Below are 16,202 nucleotides of genomic sequence, written 5' to 3'. Positions count from 1 at the left end.
AGGTGGCTGAGCGCGTCGGTCGCCGGATGAGGGTCGAGGCCTTCCGATGATGGAAGTTCTCACACTGACCATCTGCCGGAAGACCTCGACGTGCACCACGCTACCTTCGCGACCCCTGATCTGACCGTGTTCTGCCATCTCGACGAGCTCGGCCTCGTGGCCACCGGTCAGCTTTTTGAGCCGGATCGCGCGGTGATCGAGTGCCGCGTCGCCGAGCCGGATCCGTGGTGCCGGGGATGCGGTAGCCAGGCGCTCTCGCGCGGGACGGACACGCGGCGTCTCGCCCACGAGCCGTTCGGTCATCGCCCGACGACGCTGCTGGTCCGGGTCCGCCGCTACAAGTGCTCGGGATGCGGACGGTCCTGGCGTGAGGACCTCACGGCAGCGGCGCCCGAGCGAGCCAAGCTGTCCCGTAGCGGGATGCGGTGGGCGTTGGAAGCGCTCGTGATCGACCACCTCACCGTCGCCCGCGTCGCCGCCGGACTCGGTGTCGGTTGGCACACGGCGAACAACGCGGTCCTCGCTGAAGGGCGTCGAGTGCTGATCGACGATCCCGCCCGGTTCGACGGCGTCGCCGTGATCGGCGTCGACGAGCACGTCTGGCGCCACACGAGAGTCGGCGACAAGTACGTCACCGTCATCATCGACCTCACCCCGAACCGCGACAAGACCGGCCCCGCCCGTCTGCTGGACATGATCGAGGGTCGCTCGAAAGCCGTGTTCAAGACCTGGCTCGCCGCACGCCCGCAGGACTGGCGCGATGGTGTCGAGGTCGTCGCGATGGACGGGTTCACCGGCTTCAAGACCGCCGTCAGCGAGGAGCTCCCGGACGCGCAGGCGGTGATGGACCCGTTCCACGTCGTCCGCCTCGCCGGCGACGCCCTCGACACCTGCCGTCGTCGCGTCCAGCAGTGCCTGCACGGCCGGCGGGGCCGCAAAAACGATCCGCTCTACAAGGCCCGCCGCATCCTCCACACCGGCGCGCAGCTGCTCACTGACCGGCAGCAGACCCGTCTCGAGGCACTGTTCGCGGTCTCCGAGCACGTCGAGGTCGAGGCGACCTGGGGCATCTACCAGCGCGTGATCGCCGCCTACCGCGAACCCGATCGGAAGACGGCGAAGAAGCTGATGACAGCCGTCATCGATTCCGTCTCCAGCGGCGTCCCCGCCGCGCTCGTGGAGGTCCGCAAGCTCGGCCGCACGCTCAAGCAGCGCGCCGCCGACATCCTCGCGTTCTTCGACCGGCCCGGCACGTCCAACGGGCCAACAGAGGCGATCAACGGGCGCCTGGAACACCTCCGCGGCTCCGCCCTCGGATTCCGGAACCTCACGAACTACATAGCCCGATCGCTGCTCGACACCGGCGGCTTCAGGAACCACCTACACCCTCAAATGCGATGAGCCGGATTCTTTCGGCGAGTGACGCAATCGAAATTCGTACCGTTTCCTCTTCTTGCTCGAAGGATTCTGCAGACGTCGGACCCCGCGCGACGAGCTCGGTCGATGCCGCGCTCTTGCGCACCGGCGGGTGGGCGAGGGCGCCGTTTCGCGGCTCAGGCGACGGCAACGGCGTGGATCGGCACATGGTACGGATCTGAAACAGTTCGACGTATTCGATTCGTCAGTAGGTTCCCTGGAAGAACAAAAAACTCAGAAGTGCGTTCTCACGTGGCACAACTCTCTATGACGCCCCAGAAATGATAGGTTTGGCTGTGAAATTCAATGACATTGACTAGGGAGGCTTGATGTCTCACTCCATCGACAACGGAGAGACCACTGACCAGCAGAAGCCCCGCTCCTACCGGGGAGGCGTCAGCTCTCTGAAGGCTGGGGCCAGCCAGGTCCTGGGTATCGGCAAGGTGGCCTCCCGCTTGGGCCCCAAGCAGATCAAGGACGAAATCCAGATCGCCAAGCTGGAGATGAAGGACAAGGGCGTCAAGCTCGGCGTGGGCGCTGCCTTCGTCGTGGTCGGCCTCGTGTTCCTGCTCTTCGCGACCATTGCTCTGATCGGCGCGGCCATTGCCGGTCTCGCGACCGTGATGCCGCTGTGGCTCTCGGCCCTGCTCTTCGCCGCCTTGTTCATTGTCCTGCTGGCAATTTTCGCGCTCATTGGCCTGCTGAAGATCAAGAAGCAGCTTCCGCTCAAGCCGGAATCCGCGATCTTCGGCTTCCTCTACGACCTCGGGGTTGCCAAGGAAGGCTCGTCCTACACCTCCAGCCGCGTGCGCCGTGAGATGCAGGAGAAGCAGGAGGCCAAGGCCGACGAGAAGCAGAAGGCCAAGGAAGAGAAGAAGAACCAGGAGAAGTCGGGTCAGGCGCCGGAGAATGCGCAGCCCACTCAGGACCAGCTGGAGCAGCGGACCAAGGCCCGCCGCGACCACCTGAAGTCCCTCCGGGACGACTTCGGGAACCAGTTCTCCTCTGTCCAGTCCTCCGCCTCGGGGCTCGTGGACAAGTCCAAGTCCGACGCCCAGTCGGCTCCGGACCGGGCGAAGTCGGCGGCCTCGAACTTCACCGCCAACGTGTCCGACCCGGAGAACATCAAGGCCCGGTGGAAGCCGTTGACCGCATTCGCCGTTTCGGTCGGAGCGGTCTTCGTGTTCCTCGGCCGCCTGTTCAAGAAGAACTGACCCGGCTGACGAGTCACCGGCCTCGGGCCGAAGAAGACGCCCGCTCACCATCCGGTGGGCGGGCGTCTTCGTGTGTTCCCCGGCGAAGACCGGGGTGAACCATGAAATACGCCTCACCCGATGACGAGGGACAGCTCGTCCTCGGTCGGTAGACTGTGGGGGACCGCGTGGACGCCACGACCCACCGAGCAGACGACGGAACGCGACCGAGCTATGACTACCAGACCCTTGAAGATCCTCATCGGCGCGGACACCTATCCGCCGGACATCAATGGTGCCGCACAATTCGGGCATCGGTTGGCGGAGGGCATGCGGGATCGCGGTCACGACGTGCACGTGCTTGCGGCACGGACCACCAGCGGTCCTTCGTACGACATCGAGATCGATGGCATCACCGAGCATCGGCTGCGTTCCCACCACCCGCCGACACACCCGTACTTCCGGTTCTGCTTCCCCTGGGAGATGCAGTGGAGGGTCGGCCGGTTGCTCGAGGAGATCAAGCCCGACGTCGTGCACATCCAGTGCCACTACATCATCGGTCGCATGCTGTCCTGGGAGTGCAAGCGTCGGGGCATCCGGTTGGTAGCCACGAACCACTTCATGCCGGAAAACCTGAACCCCTTCCTCCCGTTCCCGAAGCTCGCGCTGGATGTCATCGCGAAGTGCTCCTGGATGGATATGGAGCGGGTGCTCGGTCGGGCCGATCACGTCACGACGCCGACGCCGATCGGCGCGAAGGCGATGCACGATCACGGGTTTGCGACGCCCGTCATCCCCGTGTCCAACGGCATCGACTCGGCGGCCTACGAACTGGGTCCGGGGGAGGAGGTCGACAAGCGCGACCACCCGGTGATCTTCTTCGCCGGTCGCCTGGCGGTCGAGAAGAACATCGACGTGCTGATCAAGGCCCTGGCGCTGTTGCCGGAGGAACTCGACGCTCATCTGGAGCTCGCCGGCAGCGGCGAGATCGAGGACGATCTCAGGGCGGTCGCCCGCGACGCCGGGGTCGAAGACCGGGTGCACTTCCTCGGGTTCGTCTCCGACGCCGAGCTTCGTGCCGGATACCTCCGGGCCGATGTCTTCTGCCAGCCGGGAACCGCCGAGTTGCAGTCGCTCGTGACGCTCGAGGCCATGTCGGCCTCGAAGCCCGTGGTCCTCGCCGATGCCCTCGCCCTGCCGCATCTTGTCAGGGCCGGAGAGAACGGATACCTCTTCGAGCCGGGCAACGAGCAGGACCTCGGGGAGAAATTGGCGCGCGTCCTCTCTGCGTCGCCCGAAGAACGACGTCGCATGGGCGAGGTCAGCCACACCATGGTCAAGAAGCACGACGTCGACAAGACCTGGGACGTTTTCGAGTCCATGTACGACGGTTCGTACAGCGGCTCAGAAGGTCAGTGATTCGAAGGCCACGCCCCGACCGACAAGGGGATGGACGTTCGTCGTCCCGGGATGCGGTATCCTGGATTGCCGGTCTGTCCCGTTTTCTGCGGGACCCAGACCGCGCCTTCGGGGGGTTAGCTCAGCTGGTCAGAGCAGAGGACTCATAATCCTTTGGTCGCGGGTTCAAGCCCCGCACCCCCTACCACCAGGCCCGCCCGTCCCGGAACGATCCGGGTGCGGCGGGCTCTTTGCCATCTCCCGACCCTTTTCGGTGCGACGGACCGTGCATGTGCAGGCCGCAAGTGCGGGCTCATTTTCCCGTGCGTGACCAGTCGACGTCGCGACCGATGGTGGGAGCCCATTTCTCGATGGTTTCGGTCTTCCAGCCGTACCACTCGGACGTCTTGGACCCGTGCAGTATCGCGTCGGGCTTCGGCATGGTGCCTGCATTGTGGCGCTGTTGGATGGCGGCTGGGGTCATACCGAGGGCCACTGCGATCTTGTGGCGGCTGACGTAGTGAATGGTCACGAGTGATGAATTCCTTCCGAGCCCACAGGCTCTCGGTCGGGCTCTGCACCATCAGACTAGGTGATTTCGGACTCTGCGGCAGTGCGTGGTTCACAGCGTGGGACGTGCCGGTGCCACGGACCCCGACCACGCTCGTCCGCCAGGGGCGGGGTCGCGGGACCGCGGCAGGAGGACGGAGGGACGCAACGCTCCGACCAGGCTCAGCGGGTTGATGTATTCCTCTCCTTCTCTGACGCCCCAGTGCAGGCACGACGCACAGCCCTCGTGCTTCAGCTCGGGATCACGACGAGCTATGACGGTGCCCGCGGTGACATGTGTTCCTCTCGGAAGCTGGTCGACCACGGGCTCGAAGCTGGTCCGGAATCCGTCCTCCGTGGTGATGGTGATGACGCCGCGATCCACGACCCGGCCCGAGTGGGATACGGTCCCGGGCGCAGGTGCCCGTATCTCCTGGGCCTTGGCGCAGTCCAGGTCGATGCCGCGGTGTCCCGCCTTCCATTTCTGAGCGGGTTTCGCGAAGGCGCGAACAACGGCTGGTCTCGGGGAGAGGGGCCAGCTCCACGACGGGGTGCGAAGGGATGCCGCGGAAGGCACGGGCCAAGCCGCGGACAGAACCAGGAGCGAGGTCAGAACCAACGCGAGACGTGAACGCATGACATTAGTAGATCGCGGCTCGCGCGTCGGGCCGGCGTCGCGCGCTGGGTCCGGCCGTGGCCAGTGGAAAAGTGTGATTGATGTCGGTGGATATTTTGTCGGTGGACAATTCGCGCGTGCTGTATAGTTGCCGTAGCAGTGGACGATCTGTGTCCGCTGACTTCGCGTGACCTGTGCGTCCTTCGGCAGAAGAAGGACGGTGCCAGCCAACGGTCCGCCACCCGCGCGGTGGCGGTGACGGCAGGTTCAGGACCCGCCCGGGGCCTCCCGGCGGTGAATCGCAGATCGCCAGGAACGTGGTGGGCGCGTGCCCGCCCGAGACAACCGATAACTACGAGGACGGTGCGTGACCCAGAAGCACGTGGGGCGTACCGCACCAAAGGAGACGACATGCCCGTCGTAACTATGCGCCAGCTGCTCGATTCCGGTGTCCACTTCGGTCACCAGACCCGCCGCTGGAACCCGAAGATGAAGCGCTTCATCTTCACCGAGCGCAACGGCATCTACATCATCGATCTGCAGCAGTCGCTCGAATTCATCGACCGCGCGTTCGAGGCCGTCAAGGCAACCGTCGCGCACGGTGGAACCATCCTCTTCGTGGGCACCAAGAAGCAGGCCCAGGAAGCCATCGCGGAGCAGGCAACCCGCGTCAACATGCCGTACGTCAACCACCGTTGGCTCGGCGGCATGCTCACCAACTTCGCCACGGTCTCCAAGCGCATCGAGCGCATGAAGGAACTCGAGCAGGTCGACTTCGACGACGTCGCCGCCTCGCAGTACACCAAGAAGGAGCTCCTGCTGCTCCGTCGCGAGTTCGAGAAGCTCGAGAAGACCCTGGGCGGTATCCGCAACCTGTCCAAGACCCCGTCGCTGCTGTGGGTCGTCGACACCAAGAAGGAACACCTCGCGGTCGACGAAGCACAGAAGCTCGGCATCCCGGTCGTTGCGATCCTGGACACCAACTGCGACCCGGACGAAGTCGCCTTCCCGATCCCGGGCAACGACGACGCGATCCGCTCCGTCAACCTGCTGACCCGCGTGGTCGCCGACGCCGTGGCCGAAGGCCTGCTCGAGCGCAACAACAAGCAGGCCGGCAAGGCAGACGCCCCCGAGGAGCCCATGGCAGAGTGGGAGAAGGAACTTCTCGAGCAGCACGAGGCTCAGAAGGCAGAGAAGGCCGCCGACGCCGAGACCTCCGAGAAGGCTTCGGAGTCCGAGGCACCGGAGAAGACCGAGGCCGAGGAATCCGCCGAGGCTTCGTCCAACTAATCCCCCGTTGACCGGTCCGCGCACGATCGGACCGCACAGCAACCGCAGGGCCGGGCCGCACCGGCCCGGCCCTGCGTCGACGTGCTCATCACAAAACCTAAGGAGTTCAGATGGCGAACTACACTGCAGCCGATATCAAGGCGCTGCGCGAACGCACCGGTGCCGGCATGCTCGACGTCAAGAAGGCTTTGGACGAAGCCGAGGGCGACCAGCAGAAGGCCATGGAGATCATCCGCGTCAAGGGTCTCAAGGGCGTCACCAAGCGCGAAGGCCGCGCGACCGCTGAAGGCCTCGTCGCCGCGCGCGTCGAGAACGGCGTCGGCTACCTCGTCGAGGTCAACTCGGAGACCGACTTCGTGGCGAAGTCCGCTCCGTTCATCGAATTCGGCAACGACGTTCTCGAGGCGGCCGTGAGCGCGGACGCCGGCAGCCTGGAGGACCTCCTGAAGGCGACCTCCAAGGGCAAGACCGTGGAGGAGCAGGTCACCGAGGCCGGCGCCCTGCTCGGCGAGAAGGTCGTCGTTCGCCGCGTCGCACGCCTCGAGGGCGACAACGTGGCCGTCTACCTGCACAAGACCTCGAAGGACCTGCCCGCACAGGTCGGCGTCCTTCTCGCCGTCGATGGCAAGGACGCGGAGGAAGTCGCCCACGACGTCGCCGTCCACATCGCCGCCATGGCACCGAAGTTCCTCGACGAGTCCGCGATCCCGGCCGAGCAGGTCGAGTCCGAGCGTCACATCGCCGAAGAGACCGCCCGTTCCGAGGGCAAGCCCGAGAAGATCATTCCCCAGATCGTCCAGGGACGTCTGAAGGGCTTCTTCAAGGAGAACACCCTCGTCGACCAGGACTTCGCCAAGGACTCCAAGAAGTCCGTCGGCCAGGTTCTGGAAGAGGCAGGTGCCCAGGCGACCGGGTTCGTGCGTTTCCGCGTCGGCAACTGACAAACCCAGTGATTGAGGGAGCGTCCACCGCGAGTGGGCGCTCCCTCTTTGCGTAAGCTGTTTGCGACAGCGCAGACCAACCACGACCAGCAGGGCCGGGAGCCCAGGAGGATCAATGTCCGTCAATACCACCCCCTCAGCCGCACCCCACCGCCGTCGCGTCTTGCTCAAACTCTCGGGAGAGGTTTTCGGCGGCGGCCGCGTCGGCATCGACACCGCGGTCGTGCGCAAGTTCGCCGAGCAGATTGCCTCGACCGTGGGGCAGGCGGAAACCTCGATCGTCGTCGGCGGCGGAAACTTCTTCCGGGGCGCTGAACTCTCCTCGGCAGGCCTCGACCGCTCGCGCGCCGATTACATGGGCATGCTCGGCACGGTCATGAACTCCCTGGCCCTCCAGGACATCCTCGAACAGAGCGGGGTGGACACCCGCGTGCAGTCGGCCATCGAGATGGCCCAGGTCGCCGAGAACTACATCCCTCGGCGTGCCATCCGCCACATGGAGAAGGACCGCGTGGTCATCTTCGGCGCCGGAGCGGGGCTCCCCTACTTCTCGACCGATACCGTGGCTGCGCAGCGAGCCCTCGAGATCGGCGCCGACGAGGTCCTGGTGGCCAAGAACGGCGTCGACGGCGTCTACACGGCGGATCCGAAGGTCGAGCCCGACGCCGAGATGCTGACCCACCTGACGTACGGCGAAGCCCTTCACCGCGACATCCGCGTGATGGACCAGACGGCGTTCAGCCTGTGCAAGGACAACAACGTGACCATGCGCGTATTCGGCATGCAGGGTGAGAACAACGTCGCACGCGCAATCCTCGGTGAGGAGATCGGCACGCTGGTTACCGCCTAGTCCCCGGGCACGGCGGTTAGCCCCGCCCCGAGCGGGGTGGCTAGACTGATTCAGGAGACTTTCGCCGACGTCGCGACCGGTCCGTCCGGGCCGGTGCGACGCCGCAGCGGCCCGGCCGGAACAGCCGGGTGCACAGAGAATGAGGAGATCGAAGTGATCGAAGAAGCCCTGTCCGACGCCCGCACCAAGATGGGCAAAGCCGTCGACGCCGCAAAGGAAGACTTCGCCGCCGTGCGCACCGGCCGCGCCAACCCGTCGATGTTCTCCGGCGTGCTCGTCAGCTACTACGGAACCCCGACCCCCTTGCAGCAGCTCGCTTCCTTCCAGAACCCCGACGCTCGCACGCTCCTCATCACCCCGTTCGACAAGACCTCGCTCAACGACATCGAGAAGGCCCTGCGCGATTCCGACCTTGGCGCGAATCCTGCCAATGACGGCAACGTGATCCGCGTGGTGATGCCGGAACTCACGGAGGAGCGCCGCAAGGATTACGTGCGCGTGGTCTCGGGCAAGGCCGAGGACGCCCGCGTCTCGGTCCGCAATATCCGGCGCACGGCCAAGACCTCGATCGAAAAGGCCGTCAAGGACGGCGAGACCGGCGAAGACGAGGGCAACCGGGCCGAGAAAGAGCTCGACGCCATCACGAAGAAGCACATCGAGCAGATCGACGACCTGCTGAAGCGCAAGGAAGCCGAGCTGCTCGAGGTCTGATGTCGTCTCCCGCAGACCCCTCGACCTCGCCCAGGAAACAGTCCAAGGTCGGCAGAGACCTGCCGGCCGCCATCGGCGTCGGCGCGAGCCTGGTCGTGGTCGTCATCATCGGACTGTTCTTCGTCCCGCTGGTGATCGTGGCCCTCGCGGCCCTCGCGGCCGCCGTCGGCACGTGGGAAGTCGGTCGGTCCCTCAACCACAAGAGGGGAATGCGGATCCCACTCGTGCCCGCCGTCGTGACGGGCGCACTGTTTCCCTTCGCCGCCTATTACGGCGGGGGAGAGGCCCTGATTCTGTCGGTCCTCGGAGCCGTCGTTCTGCTGACTCTCTGGAGGGCCTTCGGGCGAAAAGACGGAATGCTCCAGTCCATCATGGGCGGGATCTTCGTGATGAGCTGGGTCCCGTTCATGCTGGCCCTTGCGGTCCTGATCTTTCGTGAGGACAATGGGGCCGCCAAGGTATTCACGATCGTGCTCATGGCCATCGGCAACGATACCTGGGGGTACATCGCGGGCGTTCTGTTCGGGAAGCACCCCATGGCCCCGAGAATCAGCCCCAAGAAGACTTGGGAAGGGTTCGCGGGCTCGATGGTCGGTTCCATGGTGGTGGGAGTGCTGTGCGCGGTTCTCCTGCTGCACGCGCCGTGGTGGAACGGGCTGGTGATCGCCGTCCTGCTCGTCATCGCCTCGACGGTCGGGGACCTCGCAGAATCGATGGTCAAGCGCGAAATCGGCATCAAGGACATGAGCAATATCCTTCCCGGCCATGGCGGAGTCATGGACAGGCTGGATTCGATCGTCTTCGCCGCGGCCATCGGCTACGTCATCTTCGCCGCACTGCTGGTCTGACCCAACCCGATATTCACTGGAGGAAGCCATGCCCGGCTCATCGGTCCGAGAACCCAACGACGCCGCGACCGCGACGCAGGAAACCCATCGCATAGGTCGGGTCCCGCGCAAGCACAAGGGATACTCGACTCAGCAGGTTCGACAGATCCTCGACCGGTGCGGACAGCAGGTCGAATCCCTGCGTGCCGGCAACCCGGAGCTGACGATTACCGCCGCCGAGATCCGAGGCGCCGAGTTCGACCAGGAAAAGTGCGGCTACCGGCCGGCCGATGTCGACCGGGCCCTGGAATCCTACGAAGACCATTTCGCCGAGGTCGAGAAGAACGAAGCCCTCCGTCACGAAGGACAGGATGCCTGGCACGACCACGCATCGGCCTTGGCGGACCTCGTGATGGGCAGGCTCAAGCGACCCGATGGTGAGCGGTTCCGACGCCCCGCCAGGCGCCGCACCGAAGGGTACTTCGTGGGCGACGTGGACCGTTTGTGCAGGGAGTTGCTGGACTACTTCCGCAACTCAGACGACGTCTCGCCGGCCAAAATCCGCAGCGCCTCGTTCAGGCCCGCGACCACCAAACACGCCTACGACGAGGCCCAGGTGGACGCGTTCCTGGAACGAGCCATCCAACTCACTCAAGCATTGCGCTGATTGCGCCCCGGCGGTCGACGACCGCGGACGCTGATCACATCGTCCGACGACCGCCGTGACCCTTCCGACACCGCGGCGCCGTGCTCTGGAAGGAGAAGTCTATGCGCAGTATTGCTCGCATCATGAGGGCCACCGGCTCGCTCTGGCCCTTCTACCTCGGCATCCTGATCTGTTCGGTGCTCACGGCGGTCGGGTCGCTCGCCACACCCTTTGTGCTGAAGTTCGCGACCGACGCTGTCGTCGCGGCTCTCAATGGGCACGGCGAGTCGACCGTCCGCATCATTTTCACGTTCGCCGGGCTGTACCTGGTCATGCAGTTGTTCAGCACGTTCATCTCGAATTACGGCGGATACCTGGGCGACATCATGGGACAACGCATGCGCTCCCTTCTGTCGACCCGGTATTTCCACAAATTGTTGAGCCTGCCGCAGAGCTACTTCGACACCCAGCTGACCGGGTCCGTGGTCTCCCGCCTCAACAGGTCGATCGCGGAAGTCACGTTCTTCATCAAGTCGATGTCGAACAACTTCTTCTCGACCATCATCACGACGATCGCAGTGCTCATCATCATGTTCGTCTACTACTGGCCGTTGGCCCTCCTGCTGCTCGTGATCTACCCGACCTATTTGTGGCTCACCGGTCTGACCAGCCGGAAGTGGCAGGTTTGGGAACGCGACAAGAACGAGCACATCGACCTGGCGGGCGGACGATTCAACGAAGTGATCTCGCAGCTCAGGGTGGTCAAGTCCTTCGGTACGCAGGCCAGGGAACTCGCGGCCTTCACCCGGCATTTCACGGACACCGTGTCACTGACCAAGAACCAGTCGCGGCATTGGCACCGCATGGACAACTTCCGCAGGTCGGCGCTGAACATCGTGTTCTTCCTGATGTACCTGCTGATCTTCTGGAAAACCCTCGAAGGCGATTTCTCCCTCGGCGACATGGTGCTGATGATCCAGCTGATGGCGATGGCTTCCCAGCCTGTCGCGATGCTCTCGTGGATCATCGACTCGGCGCAGCGGGCGATCGCCGGATCCCGCGAATATTTCGAGGTCATGAGCCTGCCGGACGATCCGCGCTCGGGCTCCGTGGTTGCCCCGACGGTGACCGGCACGATCGACCGAGTCTCGCCCGACGGCCGCGAGGAGCGGGCCCCGATGTCGAATTCGTCGGAGAGCCTTCCCGACCCGGTCATCACCTTCGAAGACGTTGCCTTCGCCTACGACGGCGAGCAGGACGTTCTCCGGGACATCAATCTGGCCGTCTCCCGGGGCGAGAAAGTGGCCTTCGTGGGCGAGTCCGGGGGCGGGAAATCCACCCTGATGTCCCTCCTCCAGGGCCTGTACATGCCCACCGAAGGCCGGGTGACGGTCGCGGGATTCGACACCTCGACCTCGACCCTGGGGCAAATGCGCGAGGCCATGGGCATGGTGTTCCAGGATGCCTCCTTGTTCTCCGGAACCATTGCGGAGAACATCTCCTATGCGAGGCCCCAGGCCACGAGCGAGGAGATCGTGGAGGCCGCGAAGCAGGCCAACGCCGATGTCTTCGTCCAGCAGTTTGCCGACGGCTACGATTCCCTGATCGGCGAACGCGGCCTCAAGCTCTCGGGCGGACAGAAGCAGAGGATTGCGGTCGCCCGCGCAATTCTCAAGGACGCACCGATCCTGATTCTCGACGAGGCCACCAGCGCGCTGGACACCCGGTCCGAACGCGTGGTGCAGGAGGCGCTGGACCGGTTGATGATCGGGAGAACCAGCCTGATCATTGCGCACCGATTGTCGACGATCTCGGCCGTCGACCGCATCGTGACGCTCGAGAACGGGCGGATCAGGGAAGTCGGCACGCCGAGCGAGCTCGCGACCTCGGGCGGCATCTATTCCGAGTTGCTGGAACTGCAGATGTCCGCCACGGCCGCGGATCGGCAGCGACTCAAGAAATTCGGCATCGTCGGCTAGGCCGCACCAGGATTGGGCGAGGTGTCTCCGGTACCGTCGGTATCGCCGACTGTCGAAAGGATCACCATGAAGCTCTCCCGCACGGTCATCGTTTCCGGGCTCCTGGGTACCAGCGTTCTGGGCCTCGCGGGTCCGGCGGCCCAAGCATCGGAGGCGGCCCCGACCTCACACGAGATCTCGCCGTACCTCAACGTCAGCCAGTCCAACGTCCACACGCTGCAGGAAAACCAGGCGGCCACCGGCGTCTCCGCGGCGACCCTGGCATTCCTCAACGCGCGACCCGGAAGCTGTGAGCTCCAGTGGGACGCAGCCGCCGGGCAGGGGCCGGGGTATCTCCAGGAACAGATCGCGCAGTACCAGCAGGCCGGTGGCGCGGCCACGATCTCCTTCGGTGGAGCAGGCAACCGGGACAACCTCTTGGCCCACACGTGCGACGACGTCGGCCGCATCACCGATGCCTACAAGCAGGTCGTGGACACCTACGGTGTCACGCACCTCGACTTCGACCTCGAGCAAGGTGCCCAGAGGGACGACGCCGCCAACCAGCGCCGCAACCAGGCACTGGCCCAGCTCCAGCAGGAACGGCCCGGAGTCACGGTCGATTACACCTTCCCTGTCGAGCCGAGAGGATTGGGCCCGGACGCCCAGGGCGTGCTGTCCGATGCGGCGACCAAGGGCGTGTCTGTCAACACCGTGAACATCATGACGATGGACTTCGGCAAGGAACAGGACACCGTCCGTTCCGGGAAATACGCCATCGACGGGACCAACGCACAGCTGGCGGAGCTGTACGGCGAGCAACGTCCAGGACTCGGAGTGACCTTCAGTATTGGCGAGAGCGCCAACCAGCAGGACTTCACCCAGGAGGACGCCAGGGAGCTCCAGAGCTATGCCGTCGAGCAGGGAGCGTCCAAGCTGTCCTATTGGCAACTGGCCAAGGACGCCGAGACCGATTACGGCTATTCCCGGACACTGGCCGACCTCGGATAGGTCAGCCGGATGTGGTCGGGATGTCCGGCCACCCCGTGTACTGCTCGGCGAGGAAAGCCTGACCGTGCACGGAATCGACCACGGATCGCAGCTCTCCTCGGTGTCTCGCGGAGGCGAAGGTGCTCTCCTCAGGGTCCTGGTGCAGCATCCCGGTCATCCAGTAGGAGAAGTTCTGCGCCTTCCAGACCCGTGAGAGGGCGGTCGAGGAGTACTCGTCCAGCAAAGCGCTGTTGCCTCGGACCGCCGAGGCCAGGGCCGGCGCGAGAACCCGAACATCCGCGAGCGCCAGGTTGAGGCCCTTGGCACCCGTGGGCGGAACCGTGTGCGCGGCGTCGCCGGCCAGGACCAACCGCTCGTATCTCATGGGATCGCACACGAAGGACCGGAACTTGAGTACGGTCTTCTCGAAGATGGGCCCGGTTTTCAGTTCCAGGTGATCCGGACCGTCGATGCGTTTTTGGAGTTCGTTCCAAATGTCCTCGTCGCTCCATGCATCAGGGTCGGTGTCCGGGTCGCACTGGAAATACATGCGCTGTACGTCCGCGCTGCGCTGTGAGATGAGTGCGAAGCCGCGAGGGGACCGGGCGTAGATGAGCTCAGGGGCGCTCGGGGCGGCGGTGGCCAGGATCCCGAACCAGGCAAAGGGGTAGGTGGTCGACGAGTGCGTGCGCCGTTGCGCCGGAATGGCGTTGCGGCACACGGATCGTGACCCGTCGGCGCCCACGACGTACCGGGCACGGACCACTCGGCTGGACCCGTCCGATTCCACGAAACGTATCCCAGGATTCTCGGAGTCGATGTCCAGGGGGTGGGCCTCGGAGACTTCGTACCGGACGTCCATGGCGTGATGGTGTGTGGCCGAGGCCAGATCGTGGAAGACCTCGTTCTGCGGATACAACCAGACCGATTCGCCGACCAGCTCGCGGAAGTCGACCCGATGGGACTCTCCGTCGAAACGCAGATCGATGCCGTCGTGCCGGTGTCCTTCGGACAGCACCCGTGACCCGAGGTCTTCGTGGGCGAGCATCTCGACGGACCCGTGTTCCAGAATCCCTGCCCGGTGCGTCCGATGGATTTCTTCCTCGCCCCGAGAATCGACAGTGACCGTGGACAACCCCTCGCGGCGCAACAGGTGGGCGAGCATGAGGCCGGCAGGGCCTGCTCCTATGATGGCGACGTCCACCGACCGGTCCGACATAATTCTCCTTTCGACGTTTGTTCCAGCTCACATCTGATGGGTGAGATCGCCCAACGCTCGTTCGCATGCCGAACAAGCCGCCTCGAGGGCGGACGGGGAGCGGTATGCTCCGCACGCTCGGTCCCCGCCGAGGACCGGGGATCGCAACTTAATGCATTCCGAGGCGAAGTGTCTCTGCTGATACGGTGACTTGGGCCTCGCCACCCATCGTTCCCCACGAGGAGTCCGGCATCCGCCTTCGGGCGTCGAACCGACTGAACTCTTCCCTGGTGCGGGCGAACGGTCCCGAACGGCCCTCACCTTCTTCGACGCTGACTTTGGAGAGATTCTTGACTCTGCCCCAGACCGTTTCCCTGGTCCTGCTCATCCTGGTCCTGATCGGGGCCGTGTGGAAAAAGATCAACATCGGGATTCTCTCCCTGTGCGCGACTTTCGTGCTGCTCATCGTCTCCGGAGCCTCCGCGGACGAGGTCTACAAGAGCTTCCCCGCCGATCTGGTGGTGCTGATCATCGGCGTTTCCCTGATGTTCAGCCATCTGGAGCTCAGCGGGGCGATCCGATGGATCATCAACGGAGTCTTCACACTGGTTGGGCCGCGCCATGGCCTGATTCCATGGGTCGGCTTCCTGCTCGGCGGATTCCTCTCGACCGTCGGAATCTTCAGCACGGGGCCGGTAGCAATCCTGGTTCCGATCATCGCATTCGTCTCCGTGACCTACCCCGGTACGTACTTGATCAACGCCTTGGGCGTGATCATGGGGGCCATCGGCTTGGGGATGTCGCCCCTGAACCCCACAGGAGCCACCCTCCAGCACCTGGCGAGCAAGGCCGGCGTCTCCTACTCGGGCTGGGGCCTGTGGCTCGTGGCCGTCGTGGTCACCGCCGTCGCGCTCGCGGCCCTCCAGGTGCTCTTCCGGAACCTGGCCAAGCGAGGCAAGGCACTCGTCGAACCACGCGCCTCACAGGTCGAGGAAGGCGCCGGCTCCAGCTCCGAATCGATCAACACTGCCTACGCGGTGGCATCGATCATCGGTCTGGTCCTGTTCGTGGTCTGCGTGATCGCCTTCGGGTTCGACGTCGGGCTCACCGCCATGGCGGTCACCGCCGTGTTGCAGCTGATTTTCCACCCGGAGCAGAAGGAGATGCTGGGGCGCGTCCCGTGGGGAGCGACACTGCTGATCGGTGGCCTGCTGACGTATCTCGGTCTCCTGGAATCCGTGGGAACCATCGACTCGATCCAGAACTCGATGAGCGGCGTGGCCTCGGGGGCGATTCTCCTCCTGGTCCTGGCCTACCTGACCGCGGTCCTGTGCAATGTGGAGTCCTCCGCCCTGGGCGTGCTGAGCCTGACCATGCCCCTGGTCTTCGGTTTCTTCACGGATTCCCCGCATATCTTTTGGATCGTGGCGGCGGTTGCGGTGCCTTCCGGTCTCATGGTGATGAACCCGATCCACATCGCCGGAACACTCGTGGTCGCCAACGCGCAACAGGACAAGCAGAACGACGTCTTCAGGATGTTCCTCGCGACCTCGCTGGGCATGACGATCGTCGTGCCCGGGATCCTCGCCGTCATACCGCTGGCACTGGGCCTCTGAGAG

The 16,202-nt window shown here is 64.6% G+C and carries 15 protein-coding genes and 1 tRNA gene; 13 read left to right on the top strand and 3 right to left on the bottom strand.

What is annotated here, in order from left to right:
• The first annotated feature begins 90 nt into the window (after nt 1–90).
• From ACTSLZ_RS11315 to ACTSLZ_RS11300, 4 genes are all read left to right on the top strand, one after another.
• Nucleotides 91–1,401, top strand: a complete 1,311-nt coding sequence (locus ACTSLZ_RS11315; RefSeq protein ID WP_179628043.1) for an ISL3 family transposase — start codon at nt 91–93, stop codon at nt 1,399–1,401.
• Between the two features lie 344 nt (nt 1,402–1,745).
• On the top strand, nt 1,746–2,630 hold the full coding sequence (locus ACTSLZ_RS11310) for a phage holin family protein (protein ID WP_443095080.1): 885 nt from the start codon (nt 1,746–1,748) through the stop codon (nt 2,628–2,630).
• A gap of 213 nt (nt 2,631–2,843) precedes the next feature.
• Nucleotides 2,844–4,028 carry a glycosyltransferase gene (locus tag ACTSLZ_RS11305; RefSeq protein WP_443095079.1) on the top strand — a complete coding sequence of 395 codons (1,185 nt, stop codon included), beginning with the start codon at nt 2,844–2,846 and terminating at the stop codon, nt 4,026–4,028.
• Between the two features lie 110 nt (nt 4,029–4,138).
• Nucleotides 4,139–4,215, top strand: a tRNA-Ile gene (locus ACTSLZ_RS11300).
• Nucleotides 4,216–4,320: 105 nt separating this feature from the next.
• Here the strand turns inward: ACTSLZ_RS11300 and ACTSLZ_RS11295 are convergent.
• Together ACTSLZ_RS11295 and ACTSLZ_RS11290 are read right to left on the bottom strand one after the other, a co-directional pair.
• Complete coding sequence (locus ACTSLZ_RS11295) at nt 4,321–4,539, bottom strand: hypothetical protein (RefSeq protein WP_129315736.1); 219 nt, start codon at nt 4,537–4,539, stop codon at nt 4,321–4,323.
• Between the two features lie 90 nt (nt 4,540–4,629).
• Nucleotides 4,630–5,193: a M23 family metallopeptidase gene (locus tag ACTSLZ_RS11290; protein WP_443095078.1), complete on the bottom strand. Its 564-nt coding sequence runs from the start codon at nt 5,191–5,193 to the stop codon at nt 4,630–4,632.
• Nucleotides 5,194–5,583: 390 nt separating this feature from the next.
• Here ACTSLZ_RS11290 and rpsB point away from each other — a divergent pair, with 390 nt between their 5' ends.
• The 8 genes from rpsB to ACTSLZ_RS11250 all read left to right on the top strand — a co-directional run bounded on the left by rpsB (nt 5,584) and on the right by ACTSLZ_RS11250 (nt 13,406).
• Complete coding sequence (rpsB, locus tag ACTSLZ_RS11285; protein WP_129315734.1) at nt 5,584–6,462, top strand: 30S ribosomal protein S2; 879 nt, start codon at nt 5,584–5,586, stop codon at nt 6,460–6,462.
• 110 nt (nt 6,463–6,572) lie between these two features.
• Entirely contained in the window at nt 6,573–7,403 is an 831-nt protein-coding gene (gene tsf / locus ACTSLZ_RS11280) for a translation elongation factor Ts (protein ID WP_129315733.1), read from the top strand.
• Between the two features lie 115 nt (nt 7,404–7,518).
• Complete coding sequence (pyrH, locus tag ACTSLZ_RS11275) at nt 7,519–8,253, top strand: UMP kinase (RefSeq protein ID WP_129315732.1); 735 nt, start codon at nt 7,519–7,521, stop codon at nt 8,251–8,253.
• Nucleotides 8,254–8,406: 153 nt separating this feature from the next.
• Nucleotides 8,407–8,964: a ribosome recycling factor gene (frr, locus tag ACTSLZ_RS11270; RefSeq protein WP_129315731.1), complete on the top strand. Its 558-nt coding sequence runs from the start codon at nt 8,407–8,409 to the stop codon at nt 8,962–8,964.
• Nucleotides 8,964–9,812: a phosphatidate cytidylyltransferase gene (locus ACTSLZ_RS11265; RefSeq protein WP_443095077.1), complete on the top strand. Its 849-nt coding sequence runs from the start codon at nt 8,964–8,966 to the stop codon at nt 9,810–9,812. Before frr ends, ACTSLZ_RS11265 begins: the two co-directional genes overlap by 1 nt.
• Nucleotides 9,813–9,840: 28 nt before the next feature.
• A complete protein-coding gene (locus ACTSLZ_RS11260) occupies nt 9,841–10,458 on the top strand; it encodes a DivIVA domain-containing protein (protein WP_443095076.1) in 618 nt (205 codons plus the stop codon).
• A gap of 101 nt (nt 10,459–10,559) precedes the next feature.
• Nucleotides 10,560–12,416, top strand: a complete 1,857-nt coding sequence (locus tag ACTSLZ_RS11255; RefSeq protein WP_443095075.1) for an ABC transporter ATP-binding protein — start codon at nt 10,560–10,562, stop codon at nt 12,414–12,416.
• Nucleotides 12,417–12,482: 66 nt separating this feature from the next.
• Complete coding sequence (locus ACTSLZ_RS11250; RefSeq protein WP_443095074.1) at nt 12,483–13,406, top strand: hypothetical protein; 924 nt, start codon at nt 12,483–12,485, stop codon at nt 13,404–13,406.
• Nucleotide 13,407: 1 nt separating this feature from the next.
• Here the strand turns inward: ACTSLZ_RS11250 and ACTSLZ_RS11245 are convergent, their stop codons facing one another.
• Nucleotides 13,408–14,604, bottom strand: coding sequence for a 4-hydroxybenzoate 3-monooxygenase (locus ACTSLZ_RS11245; RefSeq protein ID WP_443095073.1), 1,197 nt, complete (start codon nt 14,602–14,604; stop codon nt 13,408–13,410).
• Nucleotides 14,605–14,933: 329 nt separating this feature from the next.
• Between ACTSLZ_RS11245 and ACTSLZ_RS11240 the strand changes: the two genes are divergently transcribed.
• Complete coding sequence (locus tag ACTSLZ_RS11240; protein ID WP_443095072.1) at nt 14,934–16,199, top strand: SLC13 family permease; 1,266 nt, start codon at nt 14,934–14,936, stop codon at nt 16,197–16,199.
• The last annotated feature ends 3 nt before the right edge of the window (nt 16,200–16,202 follow it).

Origin of the sequence: Rothia koreensis (assembly GCF_052232265.1) — a bacterium.
GTDB lineage: Bacteria > Actinomycetota > Actinomycetes > Actinomycetales > Micrococcaceae > Rothia > Rothia koreensis.
The sequence above is the reverse complement of the archived record's forward strand: the minus strand, read 5'-3'. Positions and strand labels throughout refer to the sequence as shown.